Annotated in this window: 26 protein-coding genes; 5 read left to right on the top strand and 21 right to left on the bottom strand. The window is 55.4% G+C overall.

Translation table 11 applies throughout. From position 1 onward, the window contains the following. Positions 1 to 134: 134 nt before the first annotated feature. The 3 genes from ccoS to aceA all read right to left on the bottom strand — a co-directional run bounded on the left by ccoS (position 135) and on the right by aceA (position 3,303). A complete protein-coding gene (ccoS, locus tag AC1RSM_RS02715; protein ID WP_492929234.1) occupies positions 135 to 320 on the bottom strand; it encodes a cbb3-type cytochrome oxidase assembly protein CcoS in 186 nt (61 codons plus the stop codon). Position 321: 1 nt separating this feature from the next. Beyond that, on the bottom strand, positions 322 to 1,290 hold the full coding sequence (locus AC1RSM_RS02710; RefSeq protein ID WP_492931425.1) for a hypothetical protein: 969 nt from the start codon (positions 1,288 to 1,290) through the stop codon (positions 322 to 324). Positions 1,291 to 1,995: 705 nt separating this feature from the next. After that, positions 1,996 to 3,303 (bottom strand): isocitrate lyase, encoded by a 1,308-nt coding sequence (gene aceA, locus AC1RSM_RS02705; protein WP_492929232.1) that lies wholly within the window; start codon positions 3,301 to 3,303, stop codon positions 1,996 to 1,998. 309 nt (positions 3,304 to 3,612) lie between these two features. Here aceA and queF point away from each other — a divergent pair, with 309 nt between their 5' ends. Continuing rightward, positions 3,613 to 4,440 carry an NADPH-dependent 7-cyano-7-deazaguanine reductase QueF gene (gene queF, locus AC1RSM_RS02700; protein WP_492929229.1) on the top strand — a complete coding sequence of 276 codons (828 nt, stop codon included), beginning with the start codon at positions 3,613 to 3,615 and terminating at the stop codon, positions 4,438 to 4,440. Between the two features lie 167 nt (positions 4,441 to 4,607). Here the strand turns inward: queF and AC1RSM_RS02695 are convergent, their stop codons facing one another. From AC1RSM_RS02695 to orn, 15 genes are all read right to left on the bottom strand, one after another. Then, entirely contained in the window at positions 4,608 to 5,858 is a 1,251-nt protein-coding gene (locus AC1RSM_RS02695; RefSeq protein ID WP_492929228.1) for an MFS transporter, read from the bottom strand. A gap of 5 nt (positions 5,859 to 5,863) precedes the next feature. Then, on the bottom strand, positions 5,864 to 6,436 hold the full coding sequence (gene pgsA, locus AC1RSM_RS02690) for a CDP-diacylglycerol--glycerol-3-phosphate 3-phosphatidyltransferase (protein ID WP_492929225.1): 573 nt from the start codon (positions 6,434 to 6,436) through the stop codon (positions 5,864 to 5,866). A 39-nt stretch (positions 6,437 to 6,475) separates the two neighbouring features. Then, positions 6,476 to 8,299, bottom strand: coding sequence for an excinuclease ABC subunit UvrC (uvrC, locus tag AC1RSM_RS02685; RefSeq protein ID WP_492931423.1), 1,824 nt, complete (start codon positions 8,297 to 8,299; stop codon positions 6,476 to 6,478). Further along, the gene (nagZ, locus tag AC1RSM_RS02680) at positions 8,262 to 9,317 is read right to left on the bottom strand and encodes a beta-N-acetylhexosaminidase (RefSeq protein WP_492929222.1); all 1,056 of its coding nucleotides are present in this window, start codon (positions 9,315 to 9,317) and stop codon (positions 8,262 to 8,264) included. The genes uvrC and nagZ overlap by 38 nt, the downstream gene beginning before the upstream one ends. After that, positions 9,314 to 9,772 carry a holo-ACP synthase gene (gene acpS, locus AC1RSM_RS02675; protein WP_492929220.1) on the bottom strand — a complete coding sequence of 153 codons (459 nt, stop codon included), beginning with the start codon at positions 9,770 to 9,772 and terminating at the stop codon, positions 9,314 to 9,316. Before acpS ends, nagZ begins: the two co-directional genes overlap by 4 nt. 129 nt (positions 9,773 to 9,901) lie before the next feature. Then, complete coding sequence (gene paaK / locus AC1RSM_RS02670; RefSeq protein ID WP_492929218.1) at positions 9,902 to 11,215, bottom strand: phenylacetate--CoA ligase PaaK; 1,314 nt, start codon at positions 11,213 to 11,215, stop codon at positions 9,902 to 9,904. A gap of 75 nt (positions 11,216 to 11,290) precedes the next feature. Then, complete coding sequence (gene paaI / locus AC1RSM_RS02665) at positions 11,291 to 11,752, bottom strand: hydroxyphenylacetyl-CoA thioesterase PaaI (protein ID WP_492929217.1); 462 nt, start codon at positions 11,750 to 11,752, stop codon at positions 11,291 to 11,293. Continuing rightward, on the bottom strand, positions 11,752 to 12,543 hold the full coding sequence (gene paaG, locus AC1RSM_RS02660) for a 2-(1,2-epoxy-1,2-dihydrophenyl)acetyl-CoA isomerase PaaG (protein WP_492929215.1): 792 nt from the start codon (positions 12,541 to 12,543) through the stop codon (positions 11,752 to 11,754). The genes paaI and paaG overlap by 1 nt, the downstream gene beginning before the upstream one ends. A 14-nt stretch (positions 12,544 to 12,557) precedes the next feature. After that, on the bottom strand, positions 12,558 to 14,222 hold the full coding sequence (gene paaN, locus AC1RSM_RS02655) for a phenylacetic acid degradation protein PaaN (RefSeq protein WP_492929213.1): 1,665 nt from the start codon (positions 14,220 to 14,222) through the stop codon (positions 12,558 to 12,560). A gap of 84 nt (positions 14,223 to 14,306) precedes the next feature. Then, complete coding sequence (paaE, locus tag AC1RSM_RS02650) at positions 14,307 to 15,389, bottom strand: 1,2-phenylacetyl-CoA epoxidase subunit PaaE (RefSeq protein ID WP_492929212.1); 1,083 nt, start codon at positions 15,387 to 15,389, stop codon at positions 14,307 to 14,309. Between the two features lie 4 nt (positions 15,390 to 15,393). Then, positions 15,394 to 15,894: a 1,2-phenylacetyl-CoA epoxidase subunit PaaD gene (gene paaD / locus AC1RSM_RS02645; RefSeq protein ID WP_492929209.1), complete on the bottom strand. Its 501-nt coding sequence runs from the start codon at positions 15,892 to 15,894 to the stop codon at positions 15,394 to 15,396. 5 nt (positions 15,895 to 15,899) lie between these two features. Then, positions 15,900 to 16,664 (bottom strand): 1,2-phenylacetyl-CoA epoxidase subunit PaaC, encoded by a 765-nt coding sequence (gene paaC / locus AC1RSM_RS02640; RefSeq protein ID WP_492929207.1) that lies wholly within the window; start codon positions 16,662 to 16,664, stop codon positions 15,900 to 15,902. An 8-nt stretch (positions 16,665 to 16,672) separates the two neighbouring features. Then, a complete protein-coding gene (gene paaB, locus AC1RSM_RS02635) occupies positions 16,673 to 16,957 on the bottom strand; it encodes a 1,2-phenylacetyl-CoA epoxidase subunit PaaB (RefSeq protein ID WP_003799192.1) in 285 nt (94 codons plus the stop codon). 93 nt (positions 16,958 to 17,050) lie between these two features. Continuing rightward, the gene (gene paaA, locus AC1RSM_RS02630; protein WP_492929204.1) at positions 17,051 to 18,043 is read right to left on the bottom strand and encodes a 1,2-phenylacetyl-CoA epoxidase subunit PaaA; all 993 of its coding nucleotides are present in this window, start codon (positions 18,041 to 18,043) and stop codon (positions 17,051 to 17,053) included. A 286-nt stretch (positions 18,044 to 18,329) separates the two neighbouring features. After that, positions 18,330 to 18,875, bottom strand: coding sequence for an oligoribonuclease (gene orn, locus AC1RSM_RS02625; RefSeq protein WP_492929202.1), 546 nt, complete (start codon positions 18,873 to 18,875; stop codon positions 18,330 to 18,332). A 43-nt stretch (positions 18,876 to 18,918) separates the two neighbouring features. Here orn and AC1RSM_RS02620 point away from each other — a divergent pair, with 43 nt between their 5' ends. Beyond that, the gene (locus AC1RSM_RS02620) at positions 18,919 to 20,166 is read left to right on the top strand and encodes a M48 family metallopeptidase (protein WP_492929201.1); all 1,248 of its coding nucleotides are present in this window, start codon (positions 18,919 to 18,921) and stop codon (positions 20,164 to 20,166) included. Continuing rightward, entirely contained in the window at positions 20,163 to 21,062 is a 900-nt protein-coding gene (rsgA, locus tag AC1RSM_RS02615; protein ID WP_492929199.1) for a ribosome small subunit-dependent GTPase A, read from the top strand. The genes AC1RSM_RS02620 and rsgA overlap by 4 nt, the downstream gene beginning before the upstream one ends. An 81-nt stretch (positions 21,063 to 21,143) precedes the next feature. Here rsgA and AC1RSM_RS02610 read toward each other — a convergent pair whose 3' ends face one another. Further along, positions 21,144 to 21,815, bottom strand: coding sequence for an NUDIX hydrolase (locus tag AC1RSM_RS02610; protein ID WP_492931421.1), 672 nt, complete (start codon positions 21,813 to 21,815; stop codon positions 21,144 to 21,146). Between the two features lie 151 nt (positions 21,816 to 21,966). Beyond that, positions 21,967 to 22,341 carry a 50S ribosomal protein L19 gene (gene rplS / locus AC1RSM_RS02605; RefSeq protein WP_189390916.1) on the bottom strand — a complete coding sequence of 125 codons (375 nt, stop codon included), beginning with the start codon at positions 22,339 to 22,341 and terminating at the stop codon, positions 21,967 to 21,969. A gap of 273 nt (positions 22,342 to 22,614) precedes the next feature. Between rplS and lplB the strand changes: the two genes are divergently transcribed. Both lplB and AC1RSM_RS02595 read left to right on the top strand, forming a co-directional pair. After that, positions 22,615 to 22,890: a lipoate-protein ligase small subunit gene (gene lplB / locus AC1RSM_RS02600; RefSeq protein WP_492929196.1), complete on the top strand. Its 276-nt coding sequence runs from the start codon at positions 22,615 to 22,617 to the stop codon at positions 22,888 to 22,890. After that, positions 22,887 to 23,657, top strand: coding sequence for a lipoate--protein ligase family protein (locus AC1RSM_RS02595; protein ID WP_492929194.1), 771 nt, complete (start codon positions 22,887 to 22,889; stop codon positions 23,655 to 23,657). The genes lplB and AC1RSM_RS02595 overlap by 4 nt, the downstream gene beginning before the upstream one ends. Positions 23,658 to 23,690: 33 nt before the next feature. On the opposite strand, the gene AC1RSM_RS02590 is transcribed toward AC1RSM_RS02595, so the two are convergent. Further along, positions 23,691 to 23,885 (bottom strand): hypothetical protein, encoded by a 195-nt coding sequence (locus tag AC1RSM_RS02590; RefSeq protein WP_492929192.1) that lies wholly within the window; start codon positions 23,883 to 23,885, stop codon positions 23,691 to 23,693. Between the last annotated feature and the right edge of the window lie 192 nt (positions 23,886 to 24,077).

The raw sequence follows: 24,077 nt of genomic DNA, 5'->3' as shown, positions 1-24,077 counted from the left end.
TCATCCAGCAAGTCGGTAATCCGCCACTTGATGCTTATCAAAAAACTTCGGAAAGCACGCACTCGCGCGTGTTTCCGCCCTGCAGACTGTGTGTCGCCGACCATATGCAGGGCTCAAAAACAAATCAGGAGGTATCAGGTATCGGGTGGACGCTCTGTGCGGGACAGACTCACGGTGGAGTCATCATCAAGCAAGATAGAGTCTGCAGCCTTGTTGGCATCTTCGAACTGGCCAGCAAAAATCGCCCACCAGAACGCGATGCCAATAACGAGAACCAAAAAGATAGAGACAGGAATCAGGACCAGCAAAGAGCCGAACATATCAACTCTGCCTTGCGGCAGGGCCGGTCCACTGGGCAGGCACCTCGCGGGTGCGACTGCGATAAATGCGCCAGGAGTTCGCCGCTACCGCCAGCGAGGACACCAGCATGCTGATGGCGGCCAGCCAGGGAGCCACAATGCCCAAAGCCGCCAGAGGCGTCATGAGCAAATGCCAGACGATAGACCCATACAAGTTCTGACGGGCGATGCGCCCTGTTTGCTGGGTCAGTTGCACAACTTCAAATTCATTGGTGGCGGGTCGTGCCAGCAAACCGGCATGGGCGGCAGCCACAGCCGAAGGCACCGACATGGACATGGCACAGGGACAGCTCATGACCAGCATGGCCACGACTACCGGCACAACGTGCGAGGGGTCCATCCAATACCAGACCAGCCCAAAAGCAGCGGCCAGCACCAACTGAATGCTGACGAACCAAAAAGCCAGAGTATCGGAATGGCCCGTCACGGACTGACGAAAACGCTCGATCAAATCATGCGAGGCAGACTGCGTCACGGACTGGCGCGCGCACAGTTCCAGATAACGGGCCGTCAGCAAGAAGGCGACAAACATGGTGACCGAGTCGTAATAGACTTCACCCTGATGCGTCCAGGTGTTGAGTACGCTGGGCAGAAAAGCCCCGACGATACCCAGAGCAACTGGCACATCCATGCCGACGCGGCCTTCGGACAAGCTCTTGATGGCCCCTCTCAGAATGGGCCAGGCACAGTACAGCACCACGGGCATGGTCAAAGACAAACCGGCCCAGTTCATGAGCACAATGACCTGCGACAAGGATTCAATATCTTCAGGCGTGCTGCTGAAGGAGCGCATATAGCCGGGAAAAGCGAACATCATCACTTGCATCGCGGCCAGCCAGGCCAAGCCCAAACGGGCTAGCGTGTGCCGCCGATGCGACCGCTGTTCATCAGTGAGAGGCTTGGGAAGAGAAAAAATCGAATATGCGCGCATGGAAGGACTATAAGCCACTGATATTTCTTCATTCTTGATTTAAATCAATACGACTTTGCTTCGATCCTATATCGTTGTCCTTATGCATCTTGTTCAGGCCGTTACCCCCCCAACACGGCGCTAACTGTTCAATGCTTTCAGGCTGCTATCCGCAGCCTTTTTTTTCTTCTTCATCAGGACGAACCAGGCTCAATTTGCCTCAGCTTTTGTGCTGTGATTCAAGCCTGTTCAAAACCTACCTCCACACGGTCTTGCAAAACTGCTGCCAGACCTGCTTGTCTTTGCAATCATCTGCCGCAAAAGTTGCGGTTTACACTTTGGCACAAGCACCTAGTGCGGCTGAAGTCTACCACGCCTATTTCCTCTCCGATCGTCTTGATTATCAGGGCTTTCCATGACAGTTTTCATGGGCTCTGAGAATGCCAATCAGTTCACAAATAGTTCAATCTTAAATTTAAAAATTGACTAGGGCTGGCACCCGCGCCACCGGCCTTCGCACACCGAACTTCATGACTGCTAGGCCACTTCGTTGCTCTGCTGAAACTCTTATCTTTACGCTTGAGATTTTTAGAATTCCTTGACGGAAAAATGTTGTTTTTTTAGCCTCAGTCAAACTGTCGCCCATAAAAAAGCAGCCCACCGACTGGAGCGTACGGTGGGCTGCCTGCAACCAGAGAAGAGGCTATCTACCCTTCCCTATCCTGCTTATACCTCGGAGGCAGCAAACTGCTCGGCTTCTGTGGAGCCAGCCAATGCTGTAGTCGAGGACTTACCGGCTTCAACTGTCTGAGTGACAGCATCAAAGTAGCCCGTACCCACTTCACGTTGGTGCTTGACAGCGGTAAAGCCCAGGGGTGCTGCGGCAAACTCTTTTTCCTGCAACTGAACGAAGGCGCTCATCTGGTTACGGGCGTAGCCGTGGGCCAGTTCAAACATGCCGTAGTTCAGTGCGTGGAAACCGGCCAAGGTGATGAACTGGAACTTGTAGCCCATAGCACCCAGCTCGCGCTGGAATTTGGCAATCGTGGCGTCGTCCAGGTTCTTTTTCCAGTTGAACGAGGGCGAGCAGTTGTAGGACAACATCTTGCCGGGGAACTGGCGATGAATGGCCTCTGCAAAGCGACGTGCGTACTCCAGATCAGGCGTCGAGGTTTCGCACCAGACCAGATCTGCATAAGGGGCGTAAGCCAGGCCACGAGCAATGGCTTGATCCAAGCCAGCACGGGTGCGGAAAAAACCCTCAACCGTACGCTCTTCCAGAATGAAGGGGCGATCGTACTCGTCCACATCACTGGTGATGAGGTCAGCAGCATCCGCGTCGGTACGGGCAACCAGAATAGTGGGCACATCCATCACGTCCGCAGCCAGACGGGCGGCAACCAGTTTGGAGATAGCTTCACGAGTGGGCACCAGCACTTTGCCACCCAAGTGACCACACTTTTTGGCCGATGCCAATTGGTCCTCGAAGTGAACGCCAGCAGCACCGGCAGCAATCATGGCTTTCATCAGCTCAAACGCATTCAGCACGCCGCCAAAACCCGCCTCAGCATCGGCCACGATAGGAGCGAAATAATCGACATAACCTTCATCGCCAGGGTTTACCCCTTCCATCCACTGGATCTGATCACAGCGGGCCAGCGAATTGTTGATACGACGCACTACGGACGGCACGGAGTTGACGGGGTACAGCGACTGATCGGGATACATTTCGCCCGCGCTGTTGGCGTCACCTGCAACCTGCCAGCCCGACAAGTAAATAGCTTTAAGGCCAGCTTTGACCTGCTGCATGGCCTGGTTGCCGGTCAAGGCACCCAATGCATTTACAAACGGCTCTTGATTAATGGACTGCCACAGACGCTCTGCACCACGGCGAGCCAGTGTGTGCTCCTCGACCAGAGAACCACGCAAACGGATAACTTCCTCAGCGGTGTAACCACGCTTGATACCTTGCCAGCGTGGATCTTCTGCCCAGCGTTTTTGCAAATTGCGGATCTCAGTTTCTCGAGCATTCATGATGGACTCCTCGGTAGGATTTAACAGTGAAACAAGATGACTACAGTCTACCCAAATGCTGCACTGCAACCATGTTTTCTATCTTATATAAGAGTAATTATTTTTCTATTTAAAATCATATAGATAAATAATTAATTTCGAGATATGAAATGACTTACCTGTTTGTGAAATGAAAAACAGTGCACCGCCGCAGCCTCTTTTTGCATACTGAGACAAGGATTTCACAATGTGGGATAATCGTCCTTATATCGCCCGGTGGGCGCCTGTTTGCTACACCGGTTTCCTGATTTATTCATGCAGCACCCGCCGATGAGCAACACCTCCCCTCTTAAAGATTCGCCTCTTGGGCACGATGTGGTTTATCCCACAAAGTACGATCCCAGTGTCTTGTTTGGTATTGAACGCGCCTTAAACCGTCAGTCCCTCCATGTTCCTGAGCAGTGGCATGGCGCCGATATCTGGAATGGCTACGAGATCTCCTGGCTCAATCCTAAGGGCAAGCCGGTTGTGGCCTTGGCCCGTTTTGTCATTCCTTGGAATAGCCCGCGTATCATCGAATCCAAATCCTTCAAGCTTTATCTGAATTCTTTCAATGATGAGGTCGTGGAAGATATGGACAGTCTTATTCAGCGCATGGAACAAGACTTGAGCGCCGTGGCCGGTGCGGCGGTGCAAGTCACACTGCTTCCTTTAAGCGCCCTGGAGGGTCAGCCCATAGCCAAGCTGGAAGGTCAGTCTATTGATGAACTGGATATCAGCATTCAGGACTACACACCTCAAAGCGGGCTACTCAGCTGCCTGCCAGAAGCGCAGATCGTGACCGAATCGCTAGTGTCTGATTTGCTCAAATCGAATTGCCCCGTAACCGGGCAACCCGACTGGGGTAGCGTGCAAGTGCGTTATACCGGCAAACAAATCGATCCCGCTTCCTTGCTGCGCTACATTGTTTCGTTGCGTCGCCATACCGAGTTTCATGAGCATTGCGTCGAGCGCCTTTATAGCGATATTTTGCAAAGCTGCCAGCCTGAGCGTCTGTTGGTCTACGCACGCTACACCCGTCGTGGTGGACTAGATATCAACCCCTGGCGCAGCAGCCATGCTGATAGCGTTCAAGAGCCGCGCCTGGCACGCCAATAATCTGTATTAGCTGTCTCCAGGACCCGCTCATCTTTCCGGCTTGGCGGGTAAACGCCACAACGGCGTAGAAAACCAGGCAAACATTAAAAAACCCCAAAAACACAATTGTGCTTTTGGGGTTTTTTATCGGGCAAGCTAAAGCCCTAAGTTTTTTTGAACCGGCTTGCTCAAGCCTTGGTGGCACGCCCTACTGTAGAAGCCACATAAACGGCCAGACCTGCCGCCGTCCAATAGCCAATAGCCGCCCCATACCAGGGTGCCTGAGTCAGGCCAACGTCCAGCAGCAAACCAAAGCCGACAGGGGCAATCGAAGACCCGACATCCATGCCCGAATAAACCAGACCATAAACAGCCCCGGTCGCCCCCTTGGGCGTAACGCGGCGAATCAACATATCCCTAGAGGGCGAAGCGATCCCCGAGCAGAACCCGGCTGCCCCCACCACAAATAAAGCTAACGAGGGCATGACCCAACCTGAGCCCAATATCAGTAGCAGAGTCCCCGAAACGCAGAGGGACACAAACACAATGACCTCGGAACGCGGTGTCGTGGAGGCAATAAAGCCGCCCACAAACATACCTGCAGCCGATGCCAGCATGAAGCCAGACAAGGCGCTACCCGCGATTACCTTATCAATGCCATAGGTGTTGTGCAGCATGGGAATGGTGTAGTTTTGCACCACCGCCATCGCCGCCGTAGCAAAGGCAAAAAACAGGAATGCCCCCCATAGAGAGGGACGCGACAGCAAGGTCGACAAGGTCGTCCAGACAGACTCTTTGCTTTGAGCCCGAGCCTGAGCGCCCCCGGAGGCGGACTTTCCAGCCAAGGCTTCGCGGTTAAACAGTACCAGCACCAGAATGGCTGCAATCAAGGCGGCAGCAGCCAACACAGCCACACGCCAATTAAAGTAGATCGTCAGCGTAGTAATAAAGACAGGAGTCAGCGCCCAACCCAGATTACCCGTCAAGCCATGCGCGCTGAAAGCGTGGCCCAAGCGAGCTGGACTGACGCGATGGTTCAGGATGGAGTAATCCACAGGATGGAAAACAGCATTGCCCACGCCCCCAATCAAGGCGGCAGCCAAGAGCATGCCGTATCCCGTTGCCGTACCAATCAGCAGGGCCGCAACCACGAAACAGGACAGGCCAACTTTCAGCACCGGCAAGGCACCGATACGATCCACCAGAAATCCGGAAGACGCTTGCCCAAAACAGGACACCAGATAAAACGTGGTGACCAAGCCGCCCAAGGTCAGAAAGTCGTATCCGAACTCCTGACCCAAGGAAATATAGAGCGTAGGAAGAATCAGCTGGAAAAAGTGCGAACTGGCATGAGCGATGCCAATGACACCAATTACCCGCCAGTCCTGCGAACCATCCGGCCCCATCCCATCCAGCGTGGAAGTCTGTGAATTAGCCATATGTCTCAGATTTGCTTTTTCTTGATTTCCGGCCAAGCCTTTTGCAAGTAATAGCACATAGACCAGACCGTCAGTACCGCCGCCACAATAATCAAAGCTTGCCCAATGATTCGCGTTGGCAGCCCCATCACCGGGGACCAATACAACAGGCACGGAATGGCGATCATTTGCGCGGCCGTTTTGAATTTACCTAAGCGATGCACCGCCACACTACCACTGGCGCCAATCTTGGCCATCCATTCCCGCAACGCCGAAATGGTGATTTCACGACCAATAATAATCAGGGCAATAAAGGCATCAACACGGCCCAAGTCCAGCAAGACCAGCAAGGCCGCGCCCACCATCAGCTTGTCGGCGACCGGGTCCAGAAAGGCACCAAAGGAGGAGGTCTGATTCCAGCGACGGGCAAGCCAGCCATCGAACCAGTCCGTTGCCGCAGCCACAATAAATACGGCAGCGGCCCAAAGATCCCGAGTATCGGCGGCCAACCATCCCTCGGGCAGGTAATACAAAGCCACGATCAAGGGGATCAGAACGATACGAAGCCACGTCAGGGCAATGGGCAGATTAAAAGGCATAGCTTGGATACCAACCTAATTTAAAACAAAGGCTCTCGCCTATCGTAAAGCATGATAAATGCGTTCGGCCAGTTCAGAGGATATTCCATCAACCTCACTAAGCTCATCAATACTGGCGTCCGCAACACCGCTAAAACCTCCAAAGCGGGCCAACAGACGCTGACGCCGCTTGGCGCCAATCCCGTCAATATCTTCCAGTCGTGACACATTGCGGGCTTTCGCTCGCTGGGCACGCATACCGGTGATCGCAAATCGGTGGGCCTCATCGCGCACCTGGGCCACCAGCATCAGTGCAGCAGACTCTATCCCTAAAGCCACAGGCGGGCGATCATCGGCAAATACCAAGGTCTCCAGACCCACTTTACGCTTTTCACCCTTGGCCACCCCAACCAGAACATGAATATCCAGGCCCAGTTCCACAAAAACCTGGCGGGCAATTTCAACTTGGCCCTTGCCACCGTCGATCAGAACGATGTCTGGCAGTGGGGCTAAACCTTCGGCAACCCGCGAGAAACGACGGTTCAGCACCTGTCGCATCGCGGCATAGTCATCCCCCGGCGTGATGCCCGCAATGTTGTAGCGGCGATAAAGCGAGTTTTGCATCTCGTGGTGTTTATAAACCACACAAGAGGCCTGCGTGGCCTCGCCAGCGGTGTGGCTGATGTCAAAACACTCAATGTGCAGGGTATCCAGTTGAGCCTCGTCCAGATCCAGCTGCAAGGCTTCCGCCAGCGCTCGGGTTCGGTCGGCACGCGCCGTGGACTCACTGAGCACACGGGCCAGAGCCAGACCTGCATTCTTGGTGGCTTGCTCCAGCCAAATCTTGCGCACTCCCTGGGGTCGCACCACGACACGTGCTTTTACACCCGTCTGCTCCGCCAGCAAGGGCATCAAATCCGCATCTGGCAGGGAGTGTGAACAAACCAGCACAGGTGGCATGCGACGCTCCAGATAATGCTGGGCGATAAACGCCGCCAGGACATCGCTGGGGGTGTCATCGTTGATCTGGGTCGGAAAGAAAGCCCGGTCGCCCAAGTGGCGTCCACCTCGGACCATGGCCAGATTCACACAGAACTTGCCGCCGGCATTCAGAACCACAATGATGTCTACGTCTTCTTTGCCGACCTGCTCCATGCTTTGCTGCTGCAAAACAGCGGACAAAGCTTTCATCTGATCGCGTAAGGCGGCAGCCTGCTCAAAATCCAGCGCCTCGGAGGCCTGCATCATCCGGTCTTGCAGCTCACCCAGAATTTCTTTGGTGTTGCCGTCCAGGAAGTGGATGGCGCGCTGCACATCGGCTTGATACTGCTCGGGCGAGATCAGGTTTACACAGGGCGCAGAACAGCGCCCGATCTGATGCAATAGACAGGGGCGGCTGCGGTTGGCATAGACACTGTCTTCACAGGTACGCAGGCGAAACACACGCTGCAAAATCTGTATGGTTTCACGTACCGCCCAAGAGTTGGGGTATGGCCCAAAGAAATGCCCTTTCCCGCTGGTACTGCCCCGGTAATAGGCAATACGCGGCGCCTGGTGGGCGCTAATCATCAGGTAGGGGTAAGACTTGTCATCTCGAAAAAGAATGTTGTAGCGCGGCCGCAGACGCTTGATCAGGTTGTTTTCCAGCAGCAAGGCCTCGGCCTCGCTGCGGGTGACGGTGACCTCAATGCGTGCGACACGCGCCACCATATGGGCAATACGCGGACTGCTCAGTGTTTTTTGGAAGTACGAGCTGACACGACGCTTGAGATCACGCGCCTTGCCCACGTACAGTACTTCCCCCTGTTCGTCGATATGCCGGTACACGCCCGGCAAATTCGGCAAATCAGACAGATAGGATTTTAGATTGAAGTCCGCGGGCATATTGATAGTGTTCATCCGCTTGCAAGGCGTCCCAGTCCAAAGCAGGCGTCGTGGGCATCAGACGACGAATACGGTCTTGCGATTCCTCTGAGATCGTGAAATCCAGGCGCGCCAGCAAATCGTCCGCCAGATCGGGGCGATTGCATACCAGCACCATATCGCAGCCCGCACCCAGAGCTGCTTGGGCACGTGCCAAAATATCACCAACCACAGTGGCGCCTTCCATGGTCAGGTCATCAGAGAAAATGACGCCGTCATAGGCCAGGGCTTTGCGCAGCACTCGCTGAATCCAGTACGGCGAGAAACCAGCGGGCAAAGGATCAACCTTGGAATAGATCACGTGAGCGGGCATCACCGAGGGCAACTGCAAGGTGCCCAGCCAACCGTAAGGTGCGGCGTCCTCGTCCAGAATTTCTTCCAGCGTACGGTCGTCCACCGGAATTTCATGGTGCGAGTCGGCCTCTACCCCGCCGTGACCGGGAAAGTGTTTGCCACACGCCGCCATTCCGGCCTTGTTCAGACCACGGATCAGACCGGCAGCCAGCATGGAAACCGCGCGCGGGCTGCGGTGAAAGGAGCGATCACCGATCACTTTGCTGACACCCCAGTCCAAGTCCAGAACGGGCGTAAAGCTCATGTCCACTCCGCAAGCGCGCAGCTCGGCAGCCAGCACGTAGCCCGTATCGGCTGCGACGGCGGCTGCTTTGACCGCATCACGTGTCCAGAGCTGGCCCAACTGACTCATGGCGGGCAGAGTCGTAAAGCCATCCTCGCGGAAACGCTGCACACGCCCCCCTTCGTGATCAACCGCGATCAGCAAGGGCTCGTTACGCGCCTCGTGAATGGACTGGCACAGGGCAGTCAGCTGGGCACGGTTTTCAAAGTTGCGGCTGAACAGGATCACGCCACCAACCAAAGGGTGGCGCAGGCGCTCGCGCTCCTGATCGGTAAGGACGGTGCCTTGCACGTCCACCATGACCGGGCCCGGAGGCAATACTGCTTGCGAGGAAGAACTCATTTAGTATCAGACTCAGCTAAGGGTAAAGAGGGAGTGGCAGGCGCTTTGGCTTCCAGCACCACAAAGGCCATCGCCATATCGGATTCATCGGTCAGGGAAATATGAACAGCCCCGAAACGGGCATCAAACCAGCTTTGCAGCTCCGCAGACAGGCGCACCACAGGGCGGCCGCCGGGAGCATTCAAGGTCTGCATGCGCGACCATGCCATAGGCATGCGCATGCCTAAGCCCACAGCTTTGGAAAAAGCTTCTTTGGCTGCAAACCGGGTGGCCAGATAACGCAGGCCCCGCACCGGATCACGCGCCTGACGGCGGGCATAGACTTCTCGCTCCTGCTCGCCCAGGATGCGTTTTACGAAACGCTCACCATGACGAGCCAAGGCGCGCTCAATCCGTTCAATACGGATCAGGTCTGTGCCGATGCCGGCAATCAGACCGGGCAGTGTTGGAGGCATGATGTCTTTATAAAAAATACAGCAAAAACGGCATGTGCCGCCTACCAGCTTGCAATGATACCGTGAGAGTGCCGAATACAAAAACGGCTCTGCCTGAGCAGAGCCGTTTTTGATCTACACAAGCTGGGCTTAGAACGTGCGCTTGTCCACCACACGCTTGGCCTTGCCCGTGATCGTACGCTCGACCATACCGGAGGACTGCACACGAATTCGTGCGCTGACACCAATAAAAGTCTTGATGGAATGGCTCAAACGGCGACCCAGCTGTTCGCGCTGAGCTTCGTCCAGATGATTGAACTCGGAACGCACTTCAACCAGAATTTCCAGCTCATCCATATTGCCATTGCGGCTCAATACCAATTGATATTGGGCAGCCAGCTCAGGCATCTTCAGCACCAATTCTTCGACCTGGGTCGGGAACAGGTTCACACCACGCACAATTACCATGTCGTCGCTGCGGCCAGTAATCTTGCCAATGCGTCGCATGCTGCGCGAGGTGGGTGGCAGCAGCTGAGTCAAATCGCGGGTACGGTAACGAATCACCGGCATAGCTTCTTTGCTCAGCGAGGTAAAGACCAACTCACCACTCTCGCCTTCTGCCACAGGTTCGCCCGTTTCCGGATTGATGATTTCTGGATAGAAGTGATCTTCCCAGACCACCGGGCCGTCCTTGCTCTCCACACATTCCATCGCCACACCAGGGCCCATCACTTCGGACAGACCGTAGATATCGACAGCATCAATGCCAGCACGCTTTTCAATATCCAGGCGCATCTGTCCTGTCCAGGGCTCGGCACCGAAGATACCGATACGCAAGGACGTATCACGTGGGTCCATACCCTGACGCTCGAGCTCTTCCAAAATATTGCAGAAGTACGAAGGGGTCACCAGAATCACGTCGGGACGAAAATCCTGGATCAGTTGAACCTGCTTTTCCGTTTGGCCACCAGACATGGGGACCACAGTACAACCCAGACGCTCGGCACCGTAGTGCGCACCCAGACCGCCCGTAAACAAACCATAGCCGTAGGCCACGTGAGCGATGTCGCCTGGACGTGCGCCGGCTGCCCACATGGAGCGCGCAAACAGATCCGCCCAAGTGGAAATATCCTTGGCGGTGTAGCCCACCACGGTCGGTTTGCCGGTAGTGCCGCTGGATGCGTGCACGCGGGCTACCTGCTCGCGGGGAACCGCAAACATTTTGAAGGGGTAGTTGTCGCGCAAGTCCTGTTTAGTGGTGAAAGGAAACTTGGAAATATCCGACAACTGCTTCAAATCGTCGGGGTGCACGCCCGCTTCATCAAACTTTTGCCGGTAATGTGGCACATTCTCGTAAGCGTGCTGCAACGTCCATTTCAGACGCTCCAGCTGCAAGTTGCGAATTTCGTCAACACTTGCATGCTCAATTGCATCGCGGCCAACCTGTTCTTTAATTGCTGTCATGGTCTACTCCTGCCCTGCCGCTGGTGTGGTACTACCGACCCCCCCGGGTCCACAGGGTATGTTTCATCAAAAAAGTTATTTCTTTTCAATTCCGCCCAGTACCGTGCCATTTAGCCGGTACGAGCGCCCACGGAACAAGGCAATACGCTTGTTGTTCTGGTTCACCACCTCGATGTCATAGACACCGGTGCGACCTGCCAGAGACGCCTCGACCGCACGGGCGGTCAGGACATCCCCTTCAAAGGCAGGCGCCAGATAATCGATGGTGCAACCGGACGCAACAGTGGGTGCATTGCGTGAGTTGCAGGCAAACGCAAACGTACTGTCAGCCAAAGCAAAAATGAAACCACCGTGACAGGTCTTGTGACCGTTGAGCATATCGGCGCGCACCGTCATGCTCATATCGGCCGCACCGGGCGCCACAGCGTCCAGGCTCAGACCCAATGCCTGGGATGCCTGGTCATTGCCATACATGTGCTCACTGACCTGTTGAGCCAGTGCTTGTGGATCTTCAACAGCCATTGCGTTGCTTTGCATCACTTTCCTTTGAATTGGGGGGCACGTTTGCCCAGGAATGCATTAACACCCTCGCGATAATCCTCGGAGGCACCCAGTTCACGCATCAAATCGCGCTCCAGGTCCAACTGCTGATCAAGCGAATGGGCATCACTGGCGTAAATTGCTTTCTTGGCATAGGCCAGACCCTTGGTCGGAGCCTGAGCAAAATGGGCTGCCAGTTCGTTCAAACGAGCTTGGAAGGCCTCATCATCCACACACTCCCAGATCAGGCCCCACTGCGCCGCCTGCTCAGCACTGAGCTTATCGCCCAGCAAAGACAGGCCCATAGCGCGTGCCGTACCCACCAGACGCGGCAAGAAGAAGGTACCGCCGGTATCGGGCAGCAAGCCCAAGCGGCAAAAAGGCTGAATGAAGCTGGCCGAGCGGGTGGCGATCACGATGTCACCGGCCAACGCCAAGTTGGCACCGGCGCCCGCTGCCACACCATTGACGCCCACCACCACAGGGGCAGCCAAGGCACGCAGGCGGCGCACCAGCGGTGCGTAGTATTTCTCGATCGTGGCACCCAGATCCACAGGTGCGTCACCTGCGCTCATCTGACGCTCGGACAGGTCCTGGCCGGCACAAAAGCCACGGCCATTACCGGTCAGGATCAGCACGCGCAAATCAGCGCACTGCTCCACTTTATCCAGCGCTTGAGCCAAGGCAGCGTGCATATCGGCCGTGAAGCTATTGAGCTTGTCGGGACGATTCAAGGTAATGCGTGCTACGCCATTTTCCAGCTGAAATTGAATGCTTTGGTCAGTCACCTGGCCACCCTCCTTTAGAAATGCCAGCGAGTCTGAACGACACGGAAACGGTTAGCGACATAGGCCGAATCCGACAGGGACGCGTTGGCGGCCGGGTTGGCGCCAGTGCCGTGGAAGTCGCTATAAGCTGCGGTCTGGTTGATGAACACAGCACCAGTCAGGTTCAGGGACAGGGACACGCCGGAACGCTCGGCCATGCGCTGGATCTTGGCGGTAACAGCGTCATCGGTGCTGTATGCCGACAAGGTCAATGCACCGTGCTCGATCACGTTACGACCAGCCACTTCAATGCTTTGATCGGTCGAATCGGTTTGCACCACAAATACGATGGGGCCAAACCATTCTTGCTGGATCTCAGGCTGATCAATACGGGCTTGCAGGACCAAAGGCGTACGTACGCGAGCGCCCGGGAATGCGGGATGCTCCAGTGTCTGGCTGTCGGCCAGGATGGGCATGCCCAGCTGGCGGGCCTGATCAATACGCTGTGCGCAAGCTTCGTTTTGCACAGCACCGGTAATTTCAACGGCACGGGCAGGATCGGACACCAGCTTTTGTACTGCTTGAGCCAGGCCCTGAGCCACTTCATCAAAGCTCATCACGCCATCAGCGGTACGGATACCGTCACGTGGCACATAGATGTTCTGAGGAGCGGTACACATCTGGCCGGAGTACAGCGCAAAGGAGAAAGCCAGGTTGCGAGCAACGGCCTTGAAGTCCTCAACCGAATCAATAATGACCTGGTTCACACCTGCTTTTTCGGTGTAGACCAAAGCGTGGCGAGCATTTTCTTCCAGCCAGTTGCCGTTTTGGCTGCTGCCGGTAAAGTCGATCAGTTTGACAGCCGGGCTCATTGCCAGTTGCTGTGCCGTATCTTCCTGGGGCTCGTGAGCGGCCAGCAACACCACGTTAGGGTTAAAGCCAGCTTCAGTCAGCACGTCACGCGCGATTGCAACGGTAATGGCCAAAGGCAAAATTGCACCAGGGTGCGGCTTCACAATCACAGTATTGCCGGTTGCCAAAGAAGCAAACAAACCGGGGTAGCCGTTCCAGGTCGGGAAGGTGGAGCAACCAATCACCAGACCTACGCCACGTGGCACCACTTTGAACTGCTTTTTCATCTGGATGGGATCGTGCTTGCCCTGGGGCTTGATCCACTCAACCAAACCGGGGATACGAGCCATTTCCTGCCAAGCGTAGGCAACAGCTTCCAGCGCACGTTCCTGAGCGTGAGGACCACCTGCCTGGAAAGCCATCATGAAGCCTTGACCCGTGGTGTGCTGCACGGCGTGGGCGATTTCAAAGCTGCGCTTGTTCAAGCGGTTCAAAATTTCCAGGCAGACACCCACCCAAGCCTGGGGACCTGCATCACGCCAGCTATCCAATGCCAATTGCGACTGGGCCAAGAGCTGGTCTACGGGCACTTTGGGGTAACGGATACCCAGATCAAAACCGAAAGGCGACTGCTCGCTGCCTACTTCACCTTGAGCACCTTCCAGCGTCAAAGGAAAAGCCTTGTCACGGTATGCGTCAAAGGCAGCCTGACCGTCCTGAGCCGCCGTTTCGCCATAGACGCGCGGGCTAGGGTTTTCAGGGTATGCGCTCCAGAAAGTGCGGTCCTGAATGCTGCTCAAGGCTTGGTCTAGCGTTGATTGATGCGTTTTGAAAAAATCTGCTGCCATACAATGTGCTCCTGAAACTAGTAGGACGCCAGGCTGGGAAGCCGGCGTCCAGATTCTTGAAAAACCGCTTATCGCGCTGCGGTCTTAGGTTTCCTGATCGAAGTCAATCACCACCCGGTCTGTTACCGGAAAGCTTTGGCAACTGAGCACGAAACCGCGGGCTACTTCGTAATCTTCCAGTGCGAAGTTGGCGTCCATATCCACTTCGCCCTCTACCACTTTGCAACGGCATGTAGAGCAAACCCCACCCTTACAGGAATAAGGCAACTCCAGCCCTTGTTCCAGAGCGGCATCCAAAATGCTGTTGCTGTTTTTGTCTATCGTCAGGCTGCGAGTAATACCGTCCTGAATAATGGTCAGTTCGCATTCTTCCTTGCCTGGGGCCTTGCGGGCATCATTGCCGGTACGCAAAGCACGTGGGCCTTTGGGGGCACCGAACAGCTCAAACTTGATCTGGGATTTTTCCAGGCCATTTTCCTGCAGAGCAGCGACAACCTGCTCGCTCATGTCCTGAGGGCCACATACAAAGGCGACATCCACACTGGCGGGATCGAACCAGCGCTGCATCAACTGACGCACTTTTTCGCCATCCAGACGGCCATTGAACAGCTCAATATCCTGCGTTTCCCGGCTCATGATATACACGATCGAGAAGCGTTCCATATAGGTGTTTTTCAGGTCCTCGATCTCTTCACGGAACATGATGGCCGAGGAAGCACGGTTGCCGAAAAACAGCGTGAAGGTGGAGTTGGGCTCGGTATTCAGCGCGGTTTTTACCAGCGACAGAATCGGTGTAATACCGCTGCCGACCGCAAAAGCGGCGTAACGATGCGCCTGACCGGGTTCGAAGTCCACGGTGAAGTTGCCATCCGGTGGCATCACTTCCAAGGTGGCACCCGGTTCCAGATGGCTATTGGCCCACGTGGAAAATGCGCCGTCGTTCACGCGCTTGATCGCCACACGCAGCAAACGATCGTGCGGGGCGGCACAGATCGAATAGGATCGGCGCAGTTCCTGGCCGTCCAGGTGCGTACGCAAGGTCAGGTACTGACCAGGACGAAACTGAAATACATCCTGCAAATCATCGGGCACCGTAAAGGCCACCACCACGGCATCACGAGTGCTGCGGGAGACCGAGGCCACAGGAAGAGAATAAAACTGACTCATAGGACTAATGCGCCTTAAAGTAATCGAATGGTTCACCGCAGCTGATGCAGCGATACAGCGCCTTACAGGGTGTGGAGCCAAACTGGCTGATCACCCGTGTATGCGTGGATCCGCATTGAGGACAAGCCACGACGGGCGCCTCGGGCTGGCTTAGCAAACCAGAAATATCAACCGCACTTTGGGCCGGAGGAGCGATACCGTAACCGCGCAAGGCCACTTTGCCCTGCTCGCTCATCCAATCGGTCGTCCATGCCGGTGACAGCTTCGTATCCACACGAACCTGCTCAATACCAGCCTGCTGCAAAGCCTGCTCAATAGAGTGGCTCATTTCGTACATCGCCGGACAACCGGAGTAGGTCGGTGTGATGGTGACCACACACACGTCCTCCTCCCACTTCACGTCACGCACAATGCCCAGGTCCAACAAGGAGATCACGGGAATCTCCGGGTCGGGTACCGTGGCCAATATTTGCATGACCTGCTCGGTGCTCCAGGTCTGTGTCATGGCGATCACCAAGTGGCGTCGGGATACATGCGTGGCAGGTGCTGCATTTCTGCCAACAGAAACCCTAACGCTTCTGTGTGACGGCCTTGAGGACCACCACGATAGGCCTTGTGCTGAGCATCCTGCTCGGCTGGGCAACGCAACGTTGCACGCTCAAGCACGGTCTGGATGTATTCCAGGCAAGGCTGCCACAGGCTGGCCATCAAGGGCACGGCCTGACGTTGTGCCAGTTCCTGGGTGACTTCATCATCCAGGAACAATTCGCCGACATAGACCCAGGCTTCATCAATGGCTTGCTGCATGCGCTGATGGCTTTCGGGTGTACCGTCACCCAGACGCACGATCAGATCGGTCGAGCGACGCAGGTGATACAGCACTTCCTTGTGCGCTTTTTGAGCAATGGCACGAATCTGTTCATCACTGGACTGGAGCAGTTGCTCCAGCAAGAAGCAGTGCCAGGCATCAAACAGGAACTGACGCGCCAAGGTCTCGCCGTAATGACCGTTTTCACGCTCCACCAACAAGAAGTTGGCGTACTCGTGAACATCACGGTGATAGGCCAGACGGTCTTCATCACGTCCCTGACCTTCGGTCTCGCCTGCCAAAGTCAGCCACATACGGGCCTGACCCAACAAGTCCAACGCAGTATTGGCACAGGCCAGCTCTTCTTCCAGAGCAGGGCCGTGACCAGTCCACTCACCCAGGCGCTGTGCCAGCACCAAAGTGGAGTCGCCCATGCGCAGGGCGTAGGAAAATAAGGCTTTGTCCATACCAGTTCCTACATATTGATGCCGTCAGGCATTGGGAAGAAAGTAGGATGGCGATAGACCTTGGTGTTGGAAGGTTCAAACAGCGGGCCTTTATCACCGGGGCTGGATGCGGCGATATCAGCTGCGCGCACCACCCAGATACTCACGCCTTCATTGCGGCGGGTGTAGACATCACGCGCATTGTTGATCGCCATTTCGGCGTCAGGAGCGTGCAGGCTGCCCACGTGCTTGTGTGCCAAGCCGTGCTGGCTGCGAATAAATACTTCCCACAAGGGCCAATCGTTCTTGCTCATACTGAAAATTCCTTGCTGTGCAGCGGCGCTCTGACAGCGCCTGCTGCGAATCGGATCGAATCAGAAACCCATCTGGTTTCTAAGCCGTATTGATCAGGCCACCTTGCGGAGGGCTTCCTTTTTTTGGGCATGGGCCTCGAGCGCATCACGGAACCAGGCGCCGTTTTCATGGGCATCGACGCGGGCTTGGAGTCGTTCACGATTACAGGGACCGTTGCCCTTGATCACCGCCCAGAACTCTTCCCAGTCGATCTCGCCAAAGTCGTAATGACCACGCTCTTCGTTCCAGCGCAGATCAGGATCAGGAATGGTCAGACCCAGGTACTCGGCCTGCGGCACCGTCTGGTCCACCATCTTCTGACGCAGTTCGTCGTTGGAAAACAGCTTGATTTTCCACTGCATGGATTGGGCGCTGTTGGTGGAGTCCGCATCCGAAGGACCGAACATCATCAAAGCAGGCCACCACCAACGGTTGATCGAATCTTGAACCATGGCTTTTTGCTCGGGCGTACCGTGCAAGCACATCTGGATCAACAAGTCGTAACCCTGACGCTGGTGGAAGGATTCTTCTTTACACACACGCACCATGGCGCGGGCATAAGGACCGTAAGAACAACGGCACAGCGGAATCTGGTTAATGATGGCCGAGCCATCGACCAGCCAGCCGACCATGCCGATATCGGCCCAGTTCAAGGTGGGGTAATTAAAAATGCTGGAGTACTTGGCCTTGCCGGACAGCAGGTCATCGACCAGCTTGTCACGGCTCACGCCCAAGGTTTCTGCTGCGCTGTACAGGTACAGTCCGTGGCCGGCCTCGTCCTGCACCTTGGCCATCAAAATGGCTTTGCGCTTGAGCGAAGGGGCACGAGTGATCCAGTTGCCCTCGGGCAGCATCCCGACGATCTCGGAGTGCGCGTGCTGAGAAATCTGGCGCACCAAGGTTTTGCGATAGGCTTCGGGCATCCAGTCCCTGGCTTCGATGCGGACACCCTCATCGATGCGCTCTTGGAACCGACGCTCATCGTCGGACATCTGTTCGATATCCTGGACCTGCTTGACGCCTGTCTCTACAAGTTGTGCATACATGACCATCCCCGGTAATTGTGCTGAAAGCGTCCAAACAAAGTTTGTTTAGCCGCAAACCATATACGCTTCATTATTTAATACGAAAAATGTGATGTCAATCGTAAATCCGTATCATATGGCCTTAGCAGCGATGCTTTAAGGGTAAATACTTAGACAAAAAAAACCGAGGGAGCGCTTAATCGCTTCCCTCGGTCTTGGCCTGGCCTTCACGTTCACTTCACGGACCAGGAGTCAGATTGCCAAGTTGTTCTTAGCCTACTGCCGGCCCGTCCAGCCCACCCTCTTTTTAGAGGCGGATAAAGTGTTCGCGGTAGTGTTTGAGCTCATCAATGGATTCGTAAATATCAGCCAAAGCCTCGTGGCGGCTTTGTTTCACGAAACTTTTAACCACTTCTGGCTTCCAACGCAAAGCCAGCTCTTTCAAGGTGCTGACATCCAGATTGCGGTAGTGGAAGAAAGCCTCCAGGCGAGGCATGTAGCGGTACATAAAGCGGCGATCCTGGCTGATGGTGTTGCCGCACAAGGGCGATTTGCCAGCCGGTACGTGCTCTTTCAGAAACCCCAGCAACTGATCCTCAGCCTGCGCTTCGGTCAGCGTAGAAGCCTTGACCTTGTCAATCAAGCCGCTGCGACCATGGGTGCCTTTATTCCAGGCATCCATTGCATCGAGCAATTGGTTACTTTGATGGACCACCAAAACCGGGCCTTCGGCCACCAGGGTCAAGTCCGCCTCCGTCACCACGACTGCCACTTCGATGATGCGCTCTTTATCCGGATCCAGTCCTGTCATCTCCATATCGAGCCAGACCAGACGCTGTGTATGAACCGCCATATAATCATTCCTCAAAACGCCCATTTTACATATAGCCGCCCACATGCTGACTTTGTTGTTCATTATCTTCCTGCTTGCGGATGTTTTGCTGCGCTTTTATTTAGGGCTGCGGCAAATCCGGCACGTTCATCGTCATCAAAACGAGGTGCCTGCCGAGTTTTCTGAACGCATCGGACTGCATAGCCACCAACGTGCCGCGCGCTATACGATTGCGCGCACACGCCTGGGCCTCAGCGAGCGTCTGGTGGAAGCCGTGGTCTTAGTGGGCTTTACCCTGCTGGGCGGATTGCACTGGCTGGACATCTTGCTGGGCGAATGGATCAGCCACGAGCTGTGGCGCCAACTGGCCCTGATTGGCGCAGTACTGGCCATCATGGGCGTCGTGGGTCTACCCTTTGCCTGGTATCGCAAGTTTGTGCTGGAAGCCCGCTTTGGCTTTAACCGCATGAAACCCGCCCTGTTTTTTGCTGATTTGGCCAAGACGCTGCTTATCGTGCTGATTTTGGGCACGCCCTTGTGTGCCGCCCTGCTCAGCCTGATGACTTGGGCGGGTCCATCTTGGCCCTGGTATGGCTGGGGATTGTGGCTGGCCTTTAATTTGCTGGTGCTGTGGCTCTACCCGCGCGTCATCGCCCCCATCTTCAATACCTTCAAGCCGCTGGATGATGCCTCGCTGCGCGACCGCATCAATGCCCTGGCACAACGCTGCGGCTTTCAAACCAATGGTTTGTACGTGATGGACGGCTCGCGTCGCTCCGCTCACGGCAATGCTTACTTCACGGGCCTGGGACGTCAAAAGCGCATCGTGTTTTTTGATACGCTACTGAACAAACTGCAGCCCGAAGAAGTGGAAGCGGTCCTGGCCCATGAGCTGGGCCACTTCAAACATAGGCATATTCAACGCCGCCTGCTGATCAGTGTGTTTACCTCCCTGATCTTTTTCCTGCTGGCCGGCTGGGCTTGGGGTAAGGTGGATTTTTACACTAGCCTAGGGGTCATTCCCCAATTGGGTCGCCCCCACGATGCCCTGGCATTGATTCTGTTCTTTATGGTGGTGCCTACCTTCACCTTCTGGATGGGCCCATTAAGTGCCCTGCTGTCTCGCCGGGATGAATATCAGGCAGACAGCTTTGCCGCCCAACACAGCCAGGCCCAGGATTTGATCAGCGCCTTGCTTAAACTCTATAACGACAACGCAGCCACTTTGACGCCTGACCCTTTGCATTCTGCCTTTTACGACAGCCACCCCAACGCGATTGATCGCATTCGACACTTAAAAAGCCTGGCATGACATCCAAATACATTAGCGGTCTGGTGACCGCCGCCCATGGTCGCCACTACTTTGTCGAGCTGCCCGATGGCCAGACCATCAAGTGCTTTCCACGCGGCAAGAAAGCCGGGATAGCAGTTGGCGACCAGGTTGATGTGCTGATGCAAGGTAAAAACGAAGGCTCTATCGAAGGGGTGCAAGAGCGACGTAATCTGCTCTACCGTTCGGATGACTTTCGCACCAAACAGTTTGCCGCCAATATTGATCAACTCCTGATTGTTGTGGCTCCTGAACCGGCGTATTCCGAAGACTTGCTGGGCCGTGCACTGGTCGCCGCCTGGAGTGTTGATATCAAGCCGGTCATCATCCTGAATAAGGCGGATCTGGGCACGCACCTGGATCGAGCGCGCAAGAAACTGGCCCCGATCGCGGCTCTGGGGGTACCCATCCTGGAAATGGTGGCGCTGGAACCTGAGCAGACCCGTCAGACCCTGGACCCTTGGCTAGCGAACAAACGCACCCTGCTGCTGGGGCAAAGTGGTATGGGTAAGTCCACCTTGCTCAACGCCCTGGTGCCTGATGCTGGCGCACTGACGCAGGAATACTCCGTTGCCTTAGGAGCGGGTCGACACACCACTACCAGCACACGCCTTTACCACCTGCCCAATAGTGGCGATCTGATCGACAGCCCCGGCTTCCAAGCCTTTGGCCTGTCCCATATGACGCAGGAAGACATTGCCCATGGCTTCCCGGACTTTCGGGATGCCGTCGAGTCTTGTCGCTTTTATAACTGCACCCATAGGCACGAGCCAGGTTGCGGTGTTTTGGCCGCGATCGAAGCAGGCACTATCCATCCGGACCGTCATGCGCTTTACCAACGACTACTGGCTGAGCACGAAAACAAGCCGCGTTACTAAGTTCGAAGGAAACGGGGTAGTGATATAGGCGCTGCCCTGAAGACGGGCACCCGCATCATTGATACGGGCCCCAAGCGCCGATTACAGGCCCTTGGCGCGCGTGTCTCCGCCTGCGGACAACTGCTCCCAGGCGGCGGACAAATGATGGTAGAGATTGCGGATCAAGACCGCTGTGGCGCCCCAGATAAAGTAGGGGCCGAAAGGAATAGAGAAGTAATAGCGGCCAGCCCCATCGGGTAAATCAGCATGGTGCAGTTGGTGGCGTCGCGGGTCCAGCAAGAATGACAGCGGCACCTCGAACACCTCGGCTACCTCTGAGCTGTCGGGCAAGACCTGAAAGCCCGCTTGCAGCTCACCAATCACGGGGCGCATCGCAAACTGAGTGCTGGTGACAAAGATAGGGTGCTGGCCCAAGTAGCGCACAAAACGCGGCTCGATACCGATTTCTTCCTGTGTCTCACGCAAGGCCGCTTCTACCGCCCCCAAATCCGAGGCTTCAATCCGACCACCAGGAAAGCTGATTTGCCCGGCATGGTTATGCAGGTGCATGGCCCGGCGCGTGAAGATGACCGTAGGCCCCTCGGGACGCTGCATCACGCCAATACAGACGGCGGAGCGTACATTCATGGAGCCGGGCAAAAACTCGGGATAAAAGGAGCTGCGAAACAAAGGCTCTACCTGCCACTGTATGGGCTGGGCAAAAGCACTGCGCAGGAAATCCAGTTGCTGAGCCTGAGCAGGCAGTTCAGGCAAAGGGTCTAATGCAACCAGAGGCTGGCTGCGAGGGTCGAATCCAGGAACGATAACGGGCCTGATACGAGGCTTATCCATAAGAACCGGTTGTGATCCCACATAAAAACAAAGGCACCCGCCTGGGTGCCTTTGCATCGCTGTTCGCTTGGGATTAATTACCCGAACGACGAACGAGTTTTTCTTTGATGCGAGCGGCTTTACCCGAGCGTTCGCGCAGATAGTACAGTTTAGCACGACGTACAGCGCCACGACGCTTGACTTCGATGCTGGCGATCTGCGGGGAATACAGCTGGAATGTACGCTCAACGGCTTCGCCAGAAGAAATCTTGCGAACGATGAAAGAAGAATTCAGACCACGATTGCGACGGCCGATAACCACGCCTTCGTAAGCCTGGACACGCTTGCGCGTACCTTCAACCACGTTTACGTTCACAACAACAGTGTCACCAGGACCGAACTCGGGAGGCAGTTTGCCACCGGTCAGGCGCTGGATTTCTTCTTGCTCAAGAATAGCGATCAAATCCACGATTGACTCCAAAACCATCGTATCAGCCGCACACATTATAAAAATCGCGCTGACAGAGGATGAAAAAAATGATTAGCCCATGATTCTATCAGCAAAAAGCTTGAATTAACAAGCCTTTTGCTCGATCACGGCTTCGTTCAGGGGCGTTTAACTACGCTAAAATACGACACTTGGGCATTTAGCCTTGCATTAAACGCATCAATCGCGGCCCTTGCAGTATGCCGCCCTTCCCTTGTTCACGACAAGGGCCGACCTTATAAAAGGACACAGTCTATGCATGCCGAATACAAAGTTCCCGGTGGCAAGCTGGTCGTGATCGATCTGGATGTCAAAGACAGCAGTATCGCGCAAGCACGACTGAGCGGCGACTTCTTTCTGGAACCTCCCGAAGCACTGGGCCTGATCAATCAAGCCTTGCAAGGCTTGTCTGTCAACAGCAGTGCCGAAGAAATTGCTGCTCATGTCAGCCGCGCTCTGCCGGCTGATACCGAAATGTTCGGTCTGGACCCTCAGGCCATTGGCGTAGTCGTGCGGAGGGCCTTGGCATGAGGAGTTGGAACACGCTGTCCTGGGAACTGATCCATATGGAACCGCAAGCTGCGGCTTTGCATATGGCCTTGGATGAAATTATTACCCAGGAAGTCAGCGACGGCACCCGCGCGCCTACTTTGCGTATCTGGGAATGGCAGGAAGCTGCGGTAGTGATTGGTCGCTTCCAGTCCCTGCGCAATGAAATTGAAGCGGAAGCCGCGGCACGTCATGGCATTCGGCTTGTACGCCGCATCAGCGGTGGTGGCGCCATGTTTATCGAGCCGGGCAACACCATTACCTACTCCTTGAGCGTACCCAAGCATTTTGTAGCAGGCATGACTTTTCAAGAGTCCTACGAATTCCTGGATTCCTGGGTCATTGAGGCCCTGCGTGAAATCGGCATTGATGCCTGGTATCAGCCCTTGAATGACATTACCAGTGCAGGCGGCAAGATTGGTGGCGCAGCACAGGCACGTCGGGGCAATGCGGTATTGCATCACGTCACGATGGCATATGACATTGATGCCGACAAGATGCTGGAAGTTCTGCGTATTGGCAAAGAAAAGCTGTCTGACAAAGGCACAACCAGCGCTAAGAAACGGGTAGACCCCATTCGCAGCCAAACCGGCATGAGCCGCGAGGCGGTTATTGAAGCCATGCTGGATGTGTTCCGCAAAAAAACGGCACTCAAACCCAGCACGCTGGACGCTGCAACCCTGGACAAGGCTGAGAAGCTGGCACGGGACCGCTTCTTGTCGAAAGAATGGACACAGCTGGTTCCCTGATTTTCAGCATAAGGGGCAGTCTATGGGAATAGCTTAAAAGCCACCCATACTGCCCAGCCACAGCAAACCAGGAATACTGGCTCCCCATACCGCCACCAGACACACATCCATCACTTTGGCCTTGAAGGTCAAGGGTCTGGAAAAGGGGCGGGAAGAGGCGGCAGAGCGTACAGGACCACGAAAGCGTGGGGTCGCTTGAGGACGGTAATGGCGGCTTGGGTTGGACATGGCTAACTCCGATTACTGTTTTCTTATACAGTACTGTACTTAAAACCAGCATCGTGCGCAATTGCTGATACAAGTCTTGTTGCGTCTAGCCCACTAGGCAGGACAAAGCCAATGGGCAAGCCACTTTCGAGCAAGGTGCGAAGTCTGCCACCATGGACTGCACTATAAAAACCAAGCGCAGCAGCTGCCTTA

The sequence above is a fragment of the Alcaligenes sp. GW821-FHT11D07 genome (genome assembly GCF_058808495.1).
Note: the sequence above shows the minus strand (reverse complement) of the source record. Positions and strands in the feature narration are given on the sequence as shown.

Excerpts from the sequence above, each read along its gene's own strand:
- ccoS (WP_492929234.1), bottom strand. The coding sequence starts at position 320 with ATGTTCGGCTCTTTGCTGGTCCTGATTCCTGTCTCTATCTTTTTGGTT.
- pgsA (WP_492929225.1), bottom strand. The coding sequence starts at position 6,436 with ATGCCTTTTAATCTGCCCATTGCCCTGACGTGGCTTCGTATCGTTCTG.
- orn (WP_492929202.1), bottom strand. The coding sequence starts at position 18,875 with ATGGCGGTTCATACACAGCGTCTGGTCTGGCTCGATATGGAGATGACA.
- paaC (WP_492929207.1), bottom strand. The coding sequence starts at position 16,664 with ATGGACAAAGCCTTATTTTCCTACGCCCTGCGCATGGGCGACTCCACT.
- AC1RSM_RS02595 (WP_492929194.1), top strand. The coding sequence starts at position 22,887 with ATGAGGAGTTGGAACACGCTGTCCTGGGAACTGATCCATATGGAACCG.
- nagZ (WP_492929222.1), bottom strand. The coding sequence starts at position 9,317 with ATGAGTTCTTCCTCGCAAGCAGTATTGCCTCCGGGCCCGGTCATGGTG.
- rsgA (WP_492929199.1), top strand. The coding sequence starts at position 20,163 with ATGACATCCAAATACATTAGCGGTCTGGTGACCGCCGCCCATGGTCGC.
- acpS (WP_492929220.1), bottom strand. The coding sequence starts at position 9,772 with ATGCCTCCAACACTGCCCGGTCTGATTGCCGGCATCGGCACAGACCTG.
- queF (WP_492929229.1), top strand. The coding sequence starts at position 3,613 with ATGAGCAACACCTCCCCTCTTAAAGATTCGCCTCTTGGGCACGATGTG.
- paaN (WP_492929213.1), bottom strand. The coding sequence starts at position 14,222 with ATGGCAGCAGATTTTTTCAAAACGCATCAATCAACGCTAGACCAAGCC.
- uvrC (WP_492931423.1), bottom strand. The coding sequence starts at position 8,299 with ATGCCCGCGGACTTCAATCTAAAATCCTATCTGTCTGATTTGCCGAAT.
- paaE (WP_492929212.1), bottom strand. The coding sequence starts at position 15,389 with ATGAGTCAGTTTTATTCTCTTCCTGTGGCCTCGGTCTCCCGCAGCACT.
- paaB (WP_003799192.1), bottom strand. The coding sequence starts at position 16,957 with ATGAGCAAGAACGATTGGCCCTTGTGGGAAGTATTTATTCGCAGCCAG.
- AC1RSM_RS02590 (WP_492929192.1), bottom strand. The coding sequence starts at position 23,885 with ATGTCCAACCCAAGCCGCCATTACCGTCCTCAAGCGACCCCACGCTTT.
- paaA (WP_492929204.1), bottom strand. The coding sequence starts at position 18,043 with ATGTATGCACAACTTGTAGAGACAGGCGTCAAGCAGGTCCAGGATATC.
- paaI (WP_492929217.1), bottom strand. The coding sequence starts at position 11,752 with ATGCAAAGCAACGCAATGGCTGTTGAAGATCCACAAGCACTGGCTCAA.
- aceA (WP_492929232.1), bottom strand. The coding sequence starts at position 3,303 with ATGAATGCTCGAGAAACTGAGATCCGCAATTTGCAAAAACGCTGGGCA.
- AC1RSM_RS02620 (WP_492929201.1), top strand. The coding sequence starts at position 18,919 with ATGCTGACTTTGTTGTTCATTATCTTCCTGCTTGCGGATGTTTTGCTG.
- AC1RSM_RS02695 (WP_492929228.1), bottom strand. The coding sequence starts at position 5,858 with ATGGCTAATTCACAGACTTCCACGCTGGATGGGATGGGGCCGGATGGT.
- AC1RSM_RS02710 (WP_492931425.1), bottom strand. The coding sequence starts at position 1,290 with ATGCGCGCATATTCGATTTTTTCTCTTCCCAAGCCTCTCACTGATGAA.
- paaD (WP_492929209.1), bottom strand. The coding sequence starts at position 15,894 with ATGACACAGACCTGGAGCACCGAGCAGGTCATGCAAATATTGGCCACG.
- paaK (WP_492929218.1), bottom strand. The coding sequence starts at position 11,215 with ATGACAGCAATTAAAGAACAGGTTGGCCGCGATGCAATTGAGCATGCA.
- lplB (WP_492929196.1), top strand. The coding sequence starts at position 22,615 with ATGCATGCCGAATACAAAGTTCCCGGTGGCAAGCTGGTCGTGATCGAT.